Below are 15,455 nucleotides of genomic sequence, written 5' to 3' on the forward strand. Positions count from 1 at the left end.
GAAACGCGGATGTGCATGCCACCGCAGCGTACACTTTAGTACGTGAGGATGCGAGTACCGGATTGACGCACAAATTACCTTTAGAAGCAAGTTATGCAGGAAGTCGATTATTTCGTTCAGGGGTCGTAGTAGCTTTTTTCACATTAATTTCTCGCATATTCGGGCTTGTGCGTGAACAATTTATCGCATCATTATTTGGCTCTACGCCTATGGGGGATAGCATTAATGTTGCTTTTAAACTACCGAATCTATTTAGAAGAATTTTCGCAGAAGGAGCATTATCAAGCGTATTCATTCCTATTTATAATGAAAAAATGCTTATTTCTAAGAAAGCCGCTAATAATTTTTCAGGCGAGGTATTTACCCTTCTACTTCTGACATTAATAGTAATAATAACATTAATGCAAATCTTCATGCCGCAATTAATGTTGTTTATTGCTCCTGGATTTCACGGTAAAAAAGAAAAATTTGAGCTTACGGTATTTTTATGCCGAATTACAATACCTTATTTAATATTTGTTTCATTAACGGCTCTACTTGGCGGAATATTAAACTCTGTAAAGAAATTTGCAGCCTTTGCTTTTTCACCGGTTATTTTAAGTGTATGCGTAATAATTTTTACTTTAACATTTGATAATTATATAGAGTCTACTATCTCAATTAGCTTATCTTTAATAATTGCCGGAATATTGCAAGTTTCTTTTATGTTTGTCTGCGTGAAAAGAGTGGATTTAAACTTTCCGATAATTTTTAACCCAAGCGATCCCGATGTAAAAAAGCTTTTGATTAATATGGGACCGGCAACCATTAGCTCCGGCGTACAGCAATTAAATCTTTTCATATCCCAATCTATTGCTAGCTTTATTGAAGGTGCTATTTCTATATTATCTTATGCCGACCGGATATATCAATTTCCTTTATCGATAATAGGTACTAGTTTCTCTACTATATTGCTACCTGAACTGTCAAAAATCTATAAATCAAATGATATATTAGCTGCAAAAAAAATACAGGATAACGCTATTAGAATGGGGCTATTGTTATCATTGCCTGCAACATTTGGTATTATCATTCTATCTCATCCGATTATTAATATAATTTATGAAAGGGGAGTATTCACGCACCAAGATACTACAAATACAGCCGAGGTTATTTCTGCATTTGCACTCGGACTTCCTGCTCTTATTTTGGCAAAAATTTTAACTCCTATTTTTTATGCTAACGGAGATACTAAAACACCGCTCAAAATAACCTTATTTTCAATAATAATTAATACCGGTATGAATCTATTATTAATGGATTCGTTGAAGCATATTGGTATTGCAGTTGGTACATCTATTGCAGCTTGGTATAATCTAGGTTTATTATATAGCTATACTACAAAACAAAATAAGCTACATATAGAAGCAGGTATAAAGCTTTTCTGTGGTAAAATTTTGTTATGCTGCATAATAATGTCTATCATCATTGCTTTAATAAAATATTATTATTTAGAATATTTTTATTCGGAATATTTATTGATTAAAGTTTGCATGCTAGGGGGTACAATTGCAGTTGGAATGGGAGCATTTTTCGGCACGGCATATTTATTAAAAGTGGTCAATTATGATAATAACAAGAAATAAGCACCAATCAAATTACCAGGATTTGCTAAAAACCTTAGCTATTATAGCTATGATTATTGATCATGTTGGTTTATATCTATACCCTGAATTAACTATTATGCGAATTATAGGTCGCACGGCTATGCCGGTATTTTGCTTTTTTGCCGGTTATAATTTTCATGATAAGCCAAAAACCCATATAATAATATTCGGTGTTTTATTACAAATATATACTACTGTACTATTTAAACAGTTTCTTACTACAAATATTCTAATCTCTATCTATTTAGGGCAATGGTATATTTATTATTTTCGTAATTCTTTAACTCACTTTCTCTATAGCGGTTATTGTCATGTAATTATAATGGTAATATTATGGTATATTAGCTGGGCTTTGATTGATTACGGGACTCTTGTAATTGCTATAATGATACTTGGATTTATTTCAAAACATGAGCAGACAAATCTAAAACTTTGCTACTTTATAGCAATTTTTGCTTCTTTCATGCATTCAACTCTTTTTACTCTTGCAATTTCCTTTAATGATTTTCATTTTTCACATACTGAATTAATTTTAGATCTCATCTTCTTAATGATTACCTATACATTAATGATACTAAAAGATTACTCACAAAAAATACCGATAAATTTAAAACGGATAAGCCGAAATGTTTTATATATTTACTGCATACAAATCATAATCTTACAATTTATATTCAACTATAAATACACATATGGTTTTAAAAATTGGTAAGTAAATATTAATCATTAGTGACAGTGGTCTTAGATTAATATTAATATGATTTAGATAATATTGATGTTACTTATATGGATTTAATAGGTCGTCTAATTTCGGGTAATGAACAATATAAAGAGCAATTTAGAAAAAACAAACTATTTGAAATTAAGTTAGATAGTACCCTACGAAAAAATAAATTTCTTAAATATTTTAGGATTTGGTCAGACGAATTTCAAAAAATGGTATTAGCAAGAGTAGTATTTTCTGAAACAAAAGAATTTAAACAACTTGCATGGGAGCATCTTACCGATGAATTTGGACATAATATAGAATTATCCCAAAATCTAGAAAATAGTGAAGAAACTACAGATTTTATTTTTGAAGCCTTAGGTTCTTGGTTTACACTAAAAATGATGACTCTTGGAGATAGTGAGCGAGCTGTTCTTGTCCATTTAGTAATAGAGTCTTGTGCTACTATATTCTATGAAAAACTAGGATCAATATTTTTAAATCATAAGTCAGCAAAACATTTCAAAACACATATGCATCTTGATCCAGAACATGAACAAATGGGAATAGATTTATTAAAACAAATAAATATTAATGATCCTTCTTTACTCACTATTCAAAAAAAAGGCTGGGATATGATTGATGCTCTGTTTACTAGACTTGCTGAAATTACTCAAGACTGATTTTATCCTCGCAAAACTCGTTTTACAATATTCGGTTCTTTCTCAATAATTTTAAGAAGTAATTTTACAGATCTTGTAGGTAATCTTCTTCCTTGTTCCCAGTTTCTTACAGTTGCTACGCTAATACCGAAAGTTATGGCAAATTGCTGTTGGGTTAATTGCAATTTTTCTCTTGCCTCATGAACATCAACATCAGGTAATGAAATGCTATGCTTTTTTTTACTTTTAGTTTACCTTTAGCATATGATAATGCTTCTTGCATTCCTATTAATATACTTTCCTCTGTTTGATTAAGTTTTTTATTATTCATTTTTGCCTCTATTAAATTATCCTTATACCGCCACTTTTTCCTTTATTATTACTACCTAGAGCAAACCTCAATTTTCTTATTCCGACCCACAATATCCCCCTTCTCAGGATTAGCAGCAATATAATTTACTATTTCCGTGCATTCTTTTTCATTCAAAAAAGCCTTAGCAAATTTTTGAAATTCAGACAGCTCAGTAACTGTAATAAATTTTTTGTTCATAAAAGTAATAGTACGCCATTAGCGTACAAAAATATTGACATTTAAATCCATTATATGTGTATCACTAAGGCTTATTTACATATTAAAAATTTTTAATATGTAAGCTATATGAATATTAAACAATATTAATGGATTAAGTTATGCCAATACTCCGCGTACTAACAGCAACACCAAAAAGCATTTTTAGTAAACTTACTTATAAATACGATTTAGCTACTACTATACGGGCTTATAATGCTGTAAATATACCTCTAGATGAAGCTTTCAAAACTTCATTACAAAATAATTCTTACAAAACTGCAAAACTACTACTTTCATCAGGTCAACTTAATCTTAATTATAAGGACGCCGAAGGAAATTCAGTTTTAATGAATATACTTCAATCACAAAATACTCCTCTACTAAAAAATTATTTTAGCAAGGCAAAAGTAGATAGTAGTTTTAAATTACCTCTTCTTATGTCTAATAACGGCGGCGATACAATCTATAACATTGCATATAACAGCACAACAGTTTCAAATATTCTTTTTAAGAATGTAGCGAAACTTCAAGCTCTTGGCAAAATAGAAGTTCAAAAATTACAATCCGATACAACAACAAACCTTCTCGAATCACCACCATCTTATTATGACCTTTGTCCTAATAGCCTAAATACTTCACATGAGGTAAATCTCAATGGAGAAATGCCAAAGGCACCGATAGAGTAAAATACTAATAGTCTTAGTATTAGTATTTGGTCCTATAGTATTGGACAGTTTTTGAAAAGACCTCGATGTCATCCCCGCGAAAGCGGGGATCCAGAATAAAAAATCTTAATTTTAAAGATTTTTATTATATCGTTTTTTTCAAATAAAGCTTTAAAAAGCTTTATTTGACTGGATTCCCGCCTCCGCGAGAATGACATAGAATAGAAATTGTCCGGTACTATAATTTGGTCCAGCCGCTAGTGTATGAACGTTGCCAAATCGTCATTGCGAAACCACAAAGTGGCTGCGGCAATCCAGAAAAATAATTAAAAAATTCTGTAAATCAGAATTTTTTACTGGATTACTTAGTCAATTGCTATGCAATTTCCTCGCAATGACGAAAATCACTAAACCTAAACCAGCTCGCTTAGTTGCGTTTTGGCGAAGAGCTTTATCTGAAAGTTAACAAAATTTAAATTACCTTTTGAACCTATTTCTGCAAATTTATGAGCTTTAAGTAATAGATCATAATCTTTCGCCAAATCAGCAAAGAAAAACTCCATTTCACCACTTTGTTTTACTCCTAAAATCTCACCGCTACCTCGAAGTTTTAAATCCTGCTCAGCGATATAAAACCCATCATTAGTTTGTTTCATTATCTCAAACCTACCTCGTGCAACTTTTCCAAGCCTTTTAGGATTATAGAGCAATATACAATATGACTGCAAAGAGCCTCGCCCTACTCTACCTCTAAGCTGATGAAGCTGAGCGAGACCAAACTGCTCGGCGTTTTCGATAACAATTAAAGTTGCTTCAGGTACGTCTATTCCGACTTCAATAACGGTTGTTGCAACTAATAACTTAATTTCGCCTTCCTTAAATTGCTTCATCACAGCATCTTTCTGCTCATTCTTCATCTTACCGTGAATAATACCGGTATAACCTTGGTAAATATTTTCAATCGAATTAAAACGACTACCCACATCCATCAATAAACTATCCTCTTGGTCCTCCATTGTCATCCCGTGGCTTGACCACGGGATCCAGTCTTTTTTAATTTTTTTCTGGATACCGCGGTCAAGCCGCGGTATGACATCATGGGAGGGACTCTGCTCTATCAATGGACATATCCAATATACTCGCTCACCTGCTACAAGCTTCTTATTTATCGCTTCGATAATATGTTCTATCTTATTAACTGACATGGTGTTCGTAGCGATAGGCAAACGATTTTTCGGCTTACCCATTAGCTTTGAGATAGTCATATCACCAAACATGGTAAGCGCAAGACTCCGAGGAATCGGTGTTGCAGTCATAACTAAAACATCGGGATTTACTCCTTTATTTATTAGATTCAAACGCTGCTGCACTCCAAATCTATGCTGCTCATCAATCACTATATAACCTAGCTTCTTAAAACTTACTTTCTCTTGAAATAACGCATGAGTACCAACTAATATATCAATCTCACCGTTTTCAAGTTGTATCATAATATTTTTACGAGCTGCCCCGAGTATCTTACCTGTAAGTAATGAGACTCTTATATTAGTATTTTTTAAGGCTTTAACAAAAAACTCGTAATGCTGATTGGCAAGTAAATCGGTTGGAGCCATAAGCGTTGCTTGAAGTCCTGCCTCCACCGTGTTTACCATCGTCAGCAGAGCTACCAGAGTTTTACCGCTGCCAACGTCACCTTGCAATAATCTCATCATTTCTACTTTATCGCTTTGCTCAAGCTCTATTTCTTCTATGACTTGCTTTTGATAGGAAGTTAGCTCAAACCCCAGCTCATTTAATATATTTGCTTGTATAGCTACAGCTTTAGGATAAATATTACCTTGTTTTCCGGCAATTTGCATACGTACATTAAAAAGAGATATTTGATTAGCGATAAGTTCTTTGGCGGCTAGTTGTTTTTTGGCGTTAGCATATAAATCGTCATTGCGAAGCCCCATCATGTCATTCCCGCGAAAGCGGGAATCTATTACTTTTTTTTCCGGATTCCCGCTTTCGCAGGAATGACATAGAGGGAGGGAATGACATAAAGAGTGCAACATCTTCAAACTCTGCAATACCTCATCCAAATAATCCTTTACCTCCTTATCTTCAAGCTCCTTGCACTTCTCCTCAAACATATCCATCGCTTTTATGATATATGAATATAGCTGCTTGTTACTAAGTAAATATGTCAGGGAATAAATAGGTTCTATTTCCTTTGTAAGTTTAGGATTTGTAATAAATTCAGGATGCGAAATCTGTAAGTAATGATCAGAAAATTGTACTTTACCACTAATAATATGCTTCGTTCCTACTTTCAGCTTATTAAAAATAAACGGTGGAGGCTTATGAAAAAACACTAATAACAACGAACCGGTATCATTGCTAGCCGTAATCTTTAAAGGCTGATTACTTTTCTTTGGTAAATTAATGCTCTCAATTATAATTTCCGTTTGGATTATTTCGCCGTCTCTAATTTCGGTTAAATTAGGCGATAATATTTTATTTTGATAAGAAGTGGGTAAATAAAATAACAAATCCCGAATATTATTAATACCGAGCCTCTTAAGAGCTGATACGGTATCTTCACGTATATTGATGAACGTTTTTACAGGAGCAAATAAAAATTTTTCTAGAATGGTTAGCATACACACTTCTGATAAATCAAGATATTCTAAATTATTTTGCTGAGAAAATTAATAAGAATTTTTAGTTTACATGATTATATTTGTTTGCTATTTTATGACAAAATTAAACAAAAGGTTAATATGCTTACTAATGAACAAGAAACAGTACAGGATAAAGCTAAAGAATTAAGAAGTAAATTCCAAAAAGCAATGGATGAAGATAATGTAGAAGATTTAAAAAAAAATTAATGCTTGAAATTACTAATTTTATCAGTACGTTCAGTATACAGCCGAACTCCGTGATATTAGAAGAAAAAACCTTATAAAAATTGCTAAACTTGATTCTATCATCTCTCTGACTTTTCTTACTAAGATATGTTTACCCTCAGAACAATCGCACTCCTCTATTATAGACAAAGCTTTAACAGATTGCATCAAATCTCAAAAAATAATAGGGGTTGGCACTTTATTATCATTATTATTCCGCTTAACAGGTAATAACATTCAAGATGACAATAAATACCTTTATGAAGGGATGAAAACAGGGAATATAGAAATAGTAACTAATCTTATACGCTACGTTGATTTAGATCAAAAAGCATTTAATATAGCTATGGAGAAAGGGGGAGAAATTAAAGATTTTATATGTCAAAGAGGTCGTGCCTCCGTATTGCAGTTTAGAGTAAATAGTCTATAATCCTCAAACAGTAATAAGAGAGAATTATAGTTAAGGAGTTATGGCAAAAATAGATGTTAAGTGTAGATATTGTAACAACACAGAAGAAGTAATAAAGTCAGGATATTCAATTTCAAAACAACAGAGATATCAATGCAAGCGGTGTAATCGATATTTTTAATTGGAGTATATTAATAATGCATCTAAGCCTGGAGTTAAGGAGCAAATAGTAGAAATGTCAATCAACGGCTCTGGAGTTAGAGATACAGTAAGAGTATTAAATGTAGAAGTCAAGATTTAATCTTACAGACATTATAAAAATTATATCTGAATGTCTGATAAGTTATGACTGTCAGATGAGTATTCAAGATATAAGATTTCGTTATTCTTTTCAACAGCTAACTTTTTACTATCCATAAAAGTCTGCATAGGTGTTTTTCCATAGCAATATTTACCGGAATGCGGTCTTTCATTATTATAATATTCTAGCCAAATATCAAGATCTAGTTGTAGATCATCAAGATCAGTATAGATCTTTTTACGCATAGCAGTATCAAAGAATTCTTGTTTCATAGTTTTATTAAAACGTTCACACATACCATTTGTTTGAGGAGAATATGCTTTAGTAGTAGTATGCTCAATACCCTCAATGCTTAAGAACAATTCAAAAGCATGATGTTCTATATTACCTTTATACCCACCACCTCTATCAGTTAAAATACGAAGTACTGGTATTTGCTGACTCTCATACCATGGTAACACTCTATCATTAAGCATGTCAGCAGCGGTAAGTGCTGTTTTATCAGTATATAGTTTAGCCTCTGCAACCCGAGTGTAACTATCAATAAACACTTGAGAATATACCTTGCCTATGCCTTTAAAATTACCTACATAATATGTGTCTTGGCATCCTAGATAACCTGGATGCTGTGTATCAATCTCACCATGAGCTTCTTTCTCGCTACGCCGTTTCTCTAATACTTGTAACTGAGCTTCGGTAAGAACAATACCATCCTGAGCCATTTTGGCTTCTAATGCTTTAAGTCTTTTATTGATATTATTTAAATCATTACGTAGCCAAATAGATCTAACTCCTCCAGGTGATACAAGAATACCAGTCTTTTTAAGCTCATTTGATACTCGCAGCTGACCATAAGCGGGGTATTCTATTGCCATATCTAATACTGCTCTCTCTACGGCAGGATCAACTCTATTCGCTATAATTGGCTTCTTCCGACTAATCTCATATAATGCTTCTTCTCCTCCTGTTTCATATAACTCTTTAAACCTATAATAACTGTCTCTACTGTAACCCATAGCTTTATATGCTGACGATATACTACCAAGACTCCTAGCTAATTCTAGTAATCCTATTTTTGGCTTTATTATTTTTTGATTTAGATTCATCTCTAATCCTCCATTTAATATTATCTTAATTTTACTAAATGTAAGATTAAATCTCAACTATTACAGATTATAGACTATTTACTCTAAACTGCAATACGGAGGCACGACCCATAATATAACTCTTTTAAATATTCTTCACAAAATGTGAAAATTATTGTTCCTCTTTTCTTTAAACTTCTGTTATATTCTTTCCAGTTGCAAACTTTTTGTAGCTTTGACATACACACTTGTGGTTAAGTTTTTTGTCAATTTACTACTTTTCTTAGTTCGCAGCTACTTTTTTTATATCTACGCAACAAGGTCTCCTCGCAATGACGGTTTTGGTATCTATGCAAGCAAACCTTTCTTGTAATGATAATAAAAATACACAACAAAAACATATGATTTGGAACTCTGAAACGCTAAGTAAAGCACTAGCTATAACAATCTCTAATTCTATCAATTGTAATGAAGTGCAATTTAACTCCAAGGATGTTAAAAAAGGTGATTTATTTATAGCACTTCAAGGTAATAGAGACGGTCACGATTATGTTCTAGATGCAATAGATAAAGGAGCGGCAGCCGTAATTGTTAGTAAGCAAGTAGAGATAAATGATAAAGATAAAATTATCCTAGTTGATGATGGTTTTGAGACTCTACAAAAAATGGCTTTATATAAACGAGAGAATTCAAAAGCTAAATTTATAGCTATCACCGGTAGTGTCGGTAAAACCTCTACTAAAGAAGCACTGAAGATATTATTGCAACATGATTCTCTAGTTTTTGCGAGTCGAGGTAACTTTAATAACCATTTGGGGTTACTCATTAATCTTGCATCAATGGCTGATGATATGGAATATGCCATTTTTGAGCTTGGCATGAATCATAAAGGCGAAATAAGGGAGCTAGTTCAAATATTAAAGCCGAATATTGCTATGATTACCAATATTTCGGAGACTCATTTAGAATTTTTTAACTCGCTCGAAGAAATAGCTGAAGCTAAATGTGAGATTTTTGAAAATTTTAGCAAGAATGATATTGCTGTTATTAATGCCGATACTAATTGCTATAACAAAATATTATCGATATTAAAAAATCTCTCTATTAATAGGGTATATAACTTCGGCATATCGCATAATACGCCTGCACAATTAGTTTTATATGAGAACCTAGGAGAGCAAGTTTATTTAAAGTATAAGATAAATAATAAGTCTTTAAGTGTAACTATACCGTTCATTCCTAGGCATTTTGCCGAAAATTATACAGCTATACTTTTAATTATCGATATATTAGGTAAAGATATAGAGATAGCTGCAAATCACTTGGCAAATATTCCTCCTAACAAGGGAAGAGGGGAAATTATCAATATACAAAACTCTCGTATAATTTGTGATTACTATAATGCAAGCCCGCAGTCAATGAAAGCTGCATTAGAATATTTAAAACAAGTACCTGCTGAAAATAAAACTGCTATAATAGGCGATATGCTGGAGCTTGGGGAAAATTCTAAACGGTTACATGAGGAGCTAGTACCTTATATATTAGATGCCGGTTGTTCTAAAGTTTATTTAGTAGGAGTAAATACTAAATATATTTATGATTTACTACCTCCCAAAATAGCTAAAAAATACTTTGAAAATGTTGATGAATTAATTACGCATATCACGGATTTATTTGAAGGTAATGAGCGTATCTTAATAAAAGGTTCAAGAGGTATAAAACTTGATAAGATTGTTGATTATTATAAATAAATACATTAGGATATTTTTAATGTTGTGCGGCTTAGTTTTAACGTCATTGCGAGGAGAAACATAGTTTCGACGCGGCAATCTCAGGAGTTTGTTATTACTTCATGGGATTGCCACGCAGCCTATGGCTGCGTAGCTCATGACGATTTTATGCAATAAGAACAACATCAAAATATACTTTTTAATTTAAATCTACAAATGTTATATAATCTTTTACTTCCTCACATTCATAATTCACATATAGCTAATTTATTTCACTATATTACTTTTCGTAGCGGTCTTGCTATTATTATAACTCTAAGCCTTAGCTTTATCACGGGTCCGATATTAATAAAATTTCTGCGTTCTCTTCAAAAAAACGGTCAGCCTATACGCTCAGACGGACCTGAATCGCATCAAACAAAAGCAGGTACTCCGACAATGGGAGGCATTATGATTATTTTGTCTAGTTGTCTTTCTACTTTATTACTTGCTGATTTAACTAATAAATATATTTGGATTACGTTATTTGGTTTTATTAGCTTTGGTATTATAGGATTTATGGATGATTATGCTAAGGTAACTAAGAATAATCATTACGGGGTAAGGGGAAAAAGTAAGCTTTTACTGCAAGGAATTATTAGCTTAATGATATATGTTTTACTAGAATATCTAGATAAAAATCCAAGTCATTTACTTCACGTACCGTTTTTTAAAAATTTAAGTTTGGATCTTGGTTATTTTTATATAGTTTTTGCTATATTTGTTATAGTCGGCTCTTCTAATGCCGTGAATCTAACGGATGGGCTTGATGGTCTTGCTACCGTTCCTATTGCTTTTACTGCCGGTTCTTTTGCTTTAATAAGTTATTTAGTAGGAAATCTAATTTACTCAAATTATTTGCAAATAACCTATATACCGAATACCGGAGAGTTAACGGTTCTATGTGCGGGGTTAGTCGGTAGCTGTCTTGGATTTTTGTGGTTTAATGCACAACCGGCAGAAGTTTTTATGGGCGATACCGGTAGTCTAAGTCTTGGTGGTGTACTTGGCATTATTAGTGTCATTACTAAGCACGAAATAGTTTTAGCTATTGTCGGCGGCTTGTTTGTTATTGAAACTGCATCCGTAATTTTACAGGTATATTATTTTAAAGCTACTAAAGGAAAAAGAATATTTAAAATGGCGCCGCTTCATCATCATTTTGAAAAACACGGTTGGGCAGAATCAAAAGTCGTAATAAGATTTTGGATTATTTCAGTTATATTTGCTCTTATAGGCTTATCATCCTTAAAATTACGTTAATGATATACTCGTCCCACTTGCAAAATTGGCTGTGTCGCCTTTGTAAGCCCTCGGATGTGCTACGTTAATTATACGCTCCGCTCCTCGTCTTATGGACTCCTTGCTCTTTTCGGTCATGCCTCCATATTGCAGTTACGCCTATTAAAAAGCTATACGTTCAATAAGAGTACCAATAACCTTATCATGAATATCCAATGACTTGGAAAAGCAGATTGTCTTACGTGCAAGCCTCTTGCATCTCGTTCTAAGGTTCAAGTTACTTCGTTCTATCCGTTGAGTGTATTTTTTACTGATAATATGCTTTTTAGGGTCTAATAACCTAGCATAACTCCCCCATCCATCTGTATAGTAAAAAGTCACCTTGAAATTCTCTAGTTTTTTCAGTAATGATTCTAATGTGCTATCACATCTTGTACCAAACGTATAAGCAACTACTTTTAACGAAATCTTATCCAAGGCATACCAAAGCCATCGTTGTCTGGATTTATTCTGTACATAAGACCATTGTTCATCTATCTCAGGAGCAATAATTACTTCTGTTGTACTGATAGAATGATTTATTGTTTTTTAATACTAGATTTTTTTAAAACACGGATAACTGTATTGATACCCACTTTTAATACTCTTACTGTATCTCTAACTCCAGAGCCGTTGATTGACATTTCTACTATTTGCTCCTTAACTCCAGGCTTAGATGCATTATTAATATACTCCAATTGAAAATATCGATTACACCGCTTGCATTGATATCTCTGTTGTTTTGAAATTGAATATCCTGACTTGGTCGTGCCTCCGTATTGCAGTTTAGAGTAAATAGTCTATAATCCTCAAACAGTAATAAGAGAGAATTATAGTTAAGGAGTTATGGCAAAAATAGATGTTAAGTGTAGATATTGTAACAACACAGAAGAAGTAATAAAGTCAGGATATTCAATTTCAAAACAACAGAGATATCAATGCAAGCGGTGTAATCGATATTTTTAATTGGAGTATATTAATAATGCATCTAAGCCTGGAGTTAAGGAGCAAATAGTAGAAATGTCAATCAACGGCTCTGGAGTTAGAGATACAGTAAGAGTATTAAAAGTGGGTATCAATACAGTTATCCGTGTTTTAAAAAAATCTAGTATTAAAAAACAATAAATCATTCTATCAGTACAACAGAAGTAATTATTGCTCCTGAGATAGATGAACAATGGTCTTATGTACAGAATAAATCCAGACAACGATGGCTTTGGTATGCCTTGGATAAGATTTCGTTAAAAGTAGTTGCTTATACGTTTGGTACAAGATGTGATAGCACATTAGAATCATTACTGAAAAACTAGAGAATTTCAAGGTGACTTTTTACTATACAGATGGATGGGGGAGTTATGCTAGGTTATTAGACCCTAAAAAGCATATTATCAGTAAAAAATACACTCAACGGATAGAACGAAGTAACTTGAACCTTAGAACGAGATGCAAGAGGCTTGCACGTAAGACAATCTGCTTTTCCAAGTCATTGGATATTCATGATAAGGTTATTGGTACTCTTATTGAACGTATAGCTTTTTAATAGGCGTAACTGCAATATGGAGGCATGACCCAATTGAAAATATCGATTACACCGCTTGCATTGATATCTCTGTTGTTTTGAAATTGAATATCCTGACTTTATTACTTCTTCTGTGTTGTTACAATATCTACACTTAACATCTATTTTTGCCATAACTCCTTAACTATAATTCTCTCTTATTACTGTTTGAGGATTATAGACTATTTACTCTAAACTGCAATACGGAGGCACGACCCTCTTTTTCACGTTGAACTTCGTCTATCTACTTCTCATTTATTGAGAATATATTAACATAAATTAACTTTCTCTTTGCTTTTGTACAAGAAATTTACTATAATGCCGACATTAATTTATAGTAGGTGTATGGCGTGGCTAAAGAAATAGATATAAATAAATTATTAGCGCAAGAAAATAATGCTTTAAATACTATATTAAGCCAAGTAAATGAATTATGCGAACAAAATAAGAAGTTGCAAGGTTTAATCGAAATACAAAATGAAACTAAAAAACTAGAAAAAGAACATAATAGATCGTTACCTTGGTTTAAAAGACTTGTAAAAACAGTTTCTAATGTAAAGTATATTTTTGTAACAAGTGAAGAACAGTTAACAAATGAAGCAATAAAGTATAATAACAAAATATTAAAAGATATTGATAATAAGATATATAATATAGCGAAAAAATCTGCACCTTTAAAGCAAGAATTACAAGAAGAAATCGAAAAAAATTTTAAGGATTTAACAAAGAAAGATTTATCCAAAGAACAAAGAGAAAGATTATCGGAAGTATATTTTAGTTATAAGAGTAAACCTGAAAGATTTTCAGCTCTAAATATGACAAATCCCTTACAATTTATTAAGGCTGAAGAACTAGAGAAACAATATAATTCTTTAAATGCTACAAAACAAAACATCCAAAATTTAATATCTGAGAATTCTAATATCAAAGAACTTAAGGAAATACAAAAGCGGGTTGCTGAAATTAGGGAAGAAATACCTTATACATTTTTTGAAAAATTAAATAATATTTGGCAAAATGTTAAAAATATTTTTGTAAATAATAGTGAGCAGGTTTTAGCAAAAAACAAAGAAAGTAATACTAGAACAATTAGAAAGATTGATGAACAATTATATAAAACGGAGCATAAATTTGAGGAATTAATTGAAAATAAGGAAAGAAATATTAATGATATAATTGCAAAGTTACCTGACAATGAGGAGTTACAAAAGATAGTAAGTAATCTTGCAAATCATATAACTTCAAAAAAGGAGCCAATATTAGAAAATTCATCCCTAGCTAAACCTTCGGAAAATAATGTAACACCGCCACCTCCTTTATCACAAAATAATATTCCATCGCCACCGCCGCCACCCCTTTTGTCGGAAAATAACATTCCACCACCACCTCCTTTATCGAAAAATAACATTCCGCCACCGCCACCGCCTATGCCTACTATGGCTCCGGCCCAGACTGAGACATTATCTAAACCTGTAGGAGTTACTACTACGGTTAAAAAACCGGAAAATCAACTACGTCCTTCTATAGATACTTCTGATTTAATGAGAGAAATAGAAGGACCAAAAAATCTAAGAAAAGTTGAGTTTGATCCTAATACAGGAAAACCGGTTGCTCATTCGCATAGTAAGCCTGCTCAGAATGTTAGCAAACCTAATGGAGTTGCATCAATTTTAGCACGAAGAGTTGCTATGGAGATGAGTGATAGTAGTAGCAGTAGTGGCAGTGAAAGCGATAGTGGTAACTGGAGTGATGCTAGTGTTAATAGCAATAAACCAAAGACTCTAAAAACTAGAGGAGAACGAGATGCTAAAATGACTACGCATGCTCAAAAAATTCTAAGTAATAGGAGTTCACAAAAACCATCATTTGTTAGAAGTTAATCTTTAATTATGCTTTGTTGCGTGGATACCT

General features: G+C 32.6%; 18 protein-coding genes and 1 pseudogene. 11 read left to right on the forward strand and 8 right to left on the reverse strand.

The genetic code is table 11. The annotated features are described in order from the left end of the window. Positions 1-62 precede the first annotated feature (62 nt). From murJ to AC0ODJ_RS07000, 3 genes are all read left to right on the forward strand, one after another. A complete protein-coding gene (gene murJ / locus AC0ODJ_RS06990; protein WP_410528051.1) occupies positions 63-1,625 on the forward strand; it encodes a murein biosynthesis integral membrane protein MurJ in 1,563 nt (520 codons plus the stop codon). Then, on the forward strand, positions 1,606-2,358 hold the full coding sequence (locus AC0ODJ_RS06995) for a TraX family protein (protein ID WP_218460885.1): 753 nt from the start codon (positions 1,606-1,608) through the stop codon (positions 2,356-2,358). The genes murJ and AC0ODJ_RS06995 overlap by 20 nt, the downstream gene beginning before the upstream one ends. Positions 2,359-2,432: 74 nt before the next feature. Next, entirely contained in the window at positions 2,433-3,035 is a 603-nt protein-coding gene (locus tag AC0ODJ_RS07000) for a hypothetical protein (protein ID WP_218460884.1), read from the forward strand. A gap of 2 nt (positions 3,036-3,037) precedes the next feature. Here AC0ODJ_RS07000 and AC0ODJ_RS07005 read toward each other — a convergent pair whose 3' ends face one another. The 3 genes from AC0ODJ_RS07005 to AC0ODJ_RS07015 are packed head-to-tail and all read right to left on the reverse strand — an operon-like array spanning position 3,038 to position 3,564. Then, on the reverse strand, positions 3,038-3,199 hold the full coding sequence (locus tag AC0ODJ_RS07005; RefSeq protein ID WP_256621527.1) for a helix-turn-helix domain-containing protein: 162 nt from the start codon (positions 3,197-3,199) through the stop codon (positions 3,038-3,040). After that, complete coding sequence (locus tag AC0ODJ_RS07010) at positions 3,190-3,345, reverse strand: hypothetical protein (protein ID WP_256621525.1); 156 nt, start codon at positions 3,343-3,345, stop codon at positions 3,190-3,192. Before AC0ODJ_RS07010 ends, AC0ODJ_RS07005 begins: the two co-directional genes overlap by 10 nt. A 51-nt stretch (positions 3,346-3,396) precedes the next feature. Next, positions 3,397-3,564, reverse strand: coding sequence for a hypothetical protein (locus AC0ODJ_RS07015; protein ID WP_218460882.1), 168 nt, complete (start codon positions 3,562-3,564; stop codon positions 3,397-3,399). A gap of 140 nt (positions 3,565-3,704) precedes the next feature. On the opposite strand from AC0ODJ_RS07015, the gene AC0ODJ_RS07020 reads away from it, so the two are divergent. After that, positions 3,705-4,271 carry a hypothetical protein gene (locus AC0ODJ_RS07020; RefSeq protein WP_256621523.1) on the forward strand — a complete coding sequence of 189 codons (567 nt, stop codon included), beginning with the start codon at positions 3,705-3,707 and terminating at the stop codon, positions 4,269-4,271. 392 nt (positions 4,272-4,663) lie between these two features. Here AC0ODJ_RS07020 and AC0ODJ_RS07025 read toward each other — a convergent pair whose 3' ends face one another. Beyond that, entirely contained in the window at positions 4,664-6,895 is a 2,232-nt protein-coding gene (locus tag AC0ODJ_RS07025; RefSeq protein WP_218460881.1) for an ATP-dependent DNA helicase RecG, read from the reverse strand. Between the two features lie 514 nt (positions 6,896-7,409). Between AC0ODJ_RS07025 and AC0ODJ_RS07030 the strand changes: the two genes are divergently transcribed. The 3 genes from AC0ODJ_RS07030 to AC0ODJ_RS07040 are packed head-to-tail and all read left to right on the forward strand — an operon-like array spanning position 7,410 to position 7,851. Further along, positions 7,410-7,571, forward strand: a complete 162-nt coding sequence (locus AC0ODJ_RS07030; RefSeq protein ID WP_474465520.1) for a hypothetical protein — start codon at positions 7,410-7,412, stop codon at positions 7,569-7,571. A 40-nt stretch (positions 7,572-7,611) separates the two neighbouring features. Continuing rightward, a complete protein-coding gene (locus AC0ODJ_RS07035; protein ID WP_121834047.1) occupies positions 7,612-7,731 on the forward strand; it encodes an IS1 family transposase in 120 nt (39 codons plus the stop codon). Next, a complete protein-coding gene (locus AC0ODJ_RS07040) occupies positions 7,732-7,851 on the forward strand; it encodes an IS1-like element transposase (protein ID WP_474465522.1) in 120 nt (39 codons plus the stop codon). It abuts the gene before it with no gap. A gap of 20 nt (positions 7,852-7,871) precedes the next feature. Here AC0ODJ_RS07040 and AC0ODJ_RS07045 read toward each other — a convergent pair whose 3' ends face one another. Beyond that, positions 7,872-8,957 carry an IS481 family transposase gene (locus AC0ODJ_RS07045; protein ID WP_474465612.1) on the reverse strand — a complete coding sequence of 362 codons (1,086 nt, stop codon included), beginning with the start codon at positions 8,955-8,957 and terminating at the stop codon, positions 7,872-7,874. 83 nt (positions 8,958-9,040) lie between these two features. Continuing rightward, on the reverse strand, positions 9,041-9,178 hold the full coding sequence (locus AC0ODJ_RS07050; RefSeq protein ID WP_474465524.1) for a hypothetical protein: 138 nt from the start codon (positions 9,176-9,178) through the stop codon (positions 9,041-9,043). 159 nt (positions 9,179-9,337) lie between these two features. On the opposite strand from AC0ODJ_RS07050, the gene AC0ODJ_RS07055 reads away from it, so the two are divergent. Next, positions 9,338-10,687, forward strand: coding sequence for a UDP-N-acetylmuramoyl-tripeptide--D-alanyl-D-alanine ligase (locus AC0ODJ_RS07055; RefSeq protein ID WP_218459963.1), 1,350 nt, complete (start codon positions 9,338-9,340; stop codon positions 10,685-10,687). 195 nt (positions 10,688-10,882) lie between these two features. Next, positions 10,883-11,968 carry a phospho-N-acetylmuramoyl-pentapeptide-transferase gene (mraY, locus tag AC0ODJ_RS07060; RefSeq protein WP_218459961.1) on the forward strand — a complete coding sequence of 362 codons (1,086 nt, stop codon included), beginning with the start codon at positions 10,883-10,885 and terminating at the stop codon, positions 11,966-11,968. A gap of 141 nt (positions 11,969-12,109) precedes the next feature. On the opposite strand, the gene AC0ODJ_RS07065 is transcribed toward mraY, so the two are convergent. After that, positions 12,110-12,783, reverse strand: a protein-coding gene (locus AC0ODJ_RS07065; RefSeq protein WP_474465835.1) for an IS1 family transposase whose coding sequence is annotated in 2 segments (ribosomal slippage) — positions 12,110-12,531 and positions 12,531-12,783 — 675 coding nt in all. Because the reading frame shifts where the segments join, the coding sequence is not laid out codon by codon here. A 49-nt stretch (positions 12,784-12,832) separates the two neighbouring features. On the opposite strand from AC0ODJ_RS07065, the pseudogene AC0ODJ_RS07070 reads away from it, so the two are divergent. Then, positions 12,833-13,526 (forward strand): annotated as a pseudogene (locus AC0ODJ_RS07070) (IS1 family transposase). Here the strand turns inward: AC0ODJ_RS07070 and AC0ODJ_RS07075 are convergent. Continuing rightward, positions 13,470-13,679 (reverse strand): IS1 family transposase, encoded by a 210-nt coding sequence (locus AC0ODJ_RS07075; RefSeq protein WP_474465528.1) that lies wholly within the window; start codon positions 13,677-13,679, stop codon positions 13,470-13,472. The pseudogene AC0ODJ_RS07070 and the gene AC0ODJ_RS07075 overlap by 57 nt on opposite strands. A 215-nt stretch (positions 13,680-13,894) precedes the next feature. Between AC0ODJ_RS07075 and rickA the strand changes: the two genes are divergently transcribed. Next, positions 13,895-15,424 carry an Arp2/3 complex-activating protein RickA gene (gene rickA, locus AC0ODJ_RS07080; protein WP_218460226.1) on the forward strand — a complete coding sequence of 510 codons (1,530 nt, stop codon included), beginning with the start codon at positions 13,895-13,897 and terminating at the stop codon, positions 15,422-15,424. The last annotated feature ends 31 nt before the right edge of the window (positions 15,425-15,455 follow it).

The organism is Rickettsia senegalensis (genome assembly GCF_056135685.1).

Bases quoted from the DNA above. Each gene is read 5' to 3' on its own strand.
- AC0ODJ_RS06995 (WP_218460885.1), top strand. From the start codon at position 1,606: ATGATAATAACAAGAAATAAGCACCAATCAAATTACCAGGATTTGCTA.
- AC0ODJ_RS07000 (WP_218460884.1), top strand. From the start codon at position 2,433: ATGGATTTAATAGGTCGTCTAATTTCGGGTAATGAACAATATAAAGAG.
- AC0ODJ_RS07010 (WP_256621525.1), bottom strand. From the start codon at position 3,345: ATGAATAATAAAAAACTTAATCAAACAGAGGAAAGTATATTAATAGGA.
- AC0ODJ_RS07015 (WP_218460882.1), bottom strand. From the start codon at position 3,564: ATGAACAAAAAATTTATTACAGTTACTGAGCTGTCTGAATTTCAAAAA.
- AC0ODJ_RS07020 (WP_256621523.1), top strand. From the start codon at position 3,705: ATGCCAATACTCCGCGTACTAACAGCAACACCAAAAAGCATTTTTAGT.
- AC0ODJ_RS07025 (WP_218460881.1), bottom strand. From the start codon at position 6,895: ATGCTAACCATTCTAGAAAAATTTTTATTTGCTCCTGTAAAAACGTTC.
- AC0ODJ_RS07030 (WP_474465520.1), top strand. From the start codon at position 7,410: ATGAAAACAGGGAATATAGAAATAGTAACTAATCTTATACGCTACGTT.
- AC0ODJ_RS07035 (WP_121834047.1), top strand. From the start codon at position 7,612: ATGGCAAAAATAGATGTTAAGTGTAGATATTGTAACAACACAGAAGAA.
- AC0ODJ_RS07045 (WP_474465612.1), bottom strand. From the start codon at position 8,957: ATGAATCTAAATCAAAAAATAATAAAGCCAAAAATAGGATTACTAGAA.
- AC0ODJ_RS07050 (WP_474465524.1), bottom strand. From the start codon at position 9,178: ATGTCAAAGCTACAAAAAGTTTGCAACTGGAAAGAATATAACAGAAGT.
- AC0ODJ_RS07055 (WP_218459963.1), top strand. From the start codon at position 9,338: ATGATTTGGAACTCTGAAACGCTAAGTAAAGCACTAGCTATAACAATC.
- mraY (WP_218459961.1), top strand. From the start codon at position 10,883: ATGTTATATAATCTTTTACTTCCTCACATTCATAATTCACATATAGCT.
- AC0ODJ_RS07075 (WP_474465528.1), bottom strand. From the start codon at position 13,679: ATGGCAAAAATAGATGTTAAGTGTAGATATTGTAACAACACAGAAGAA.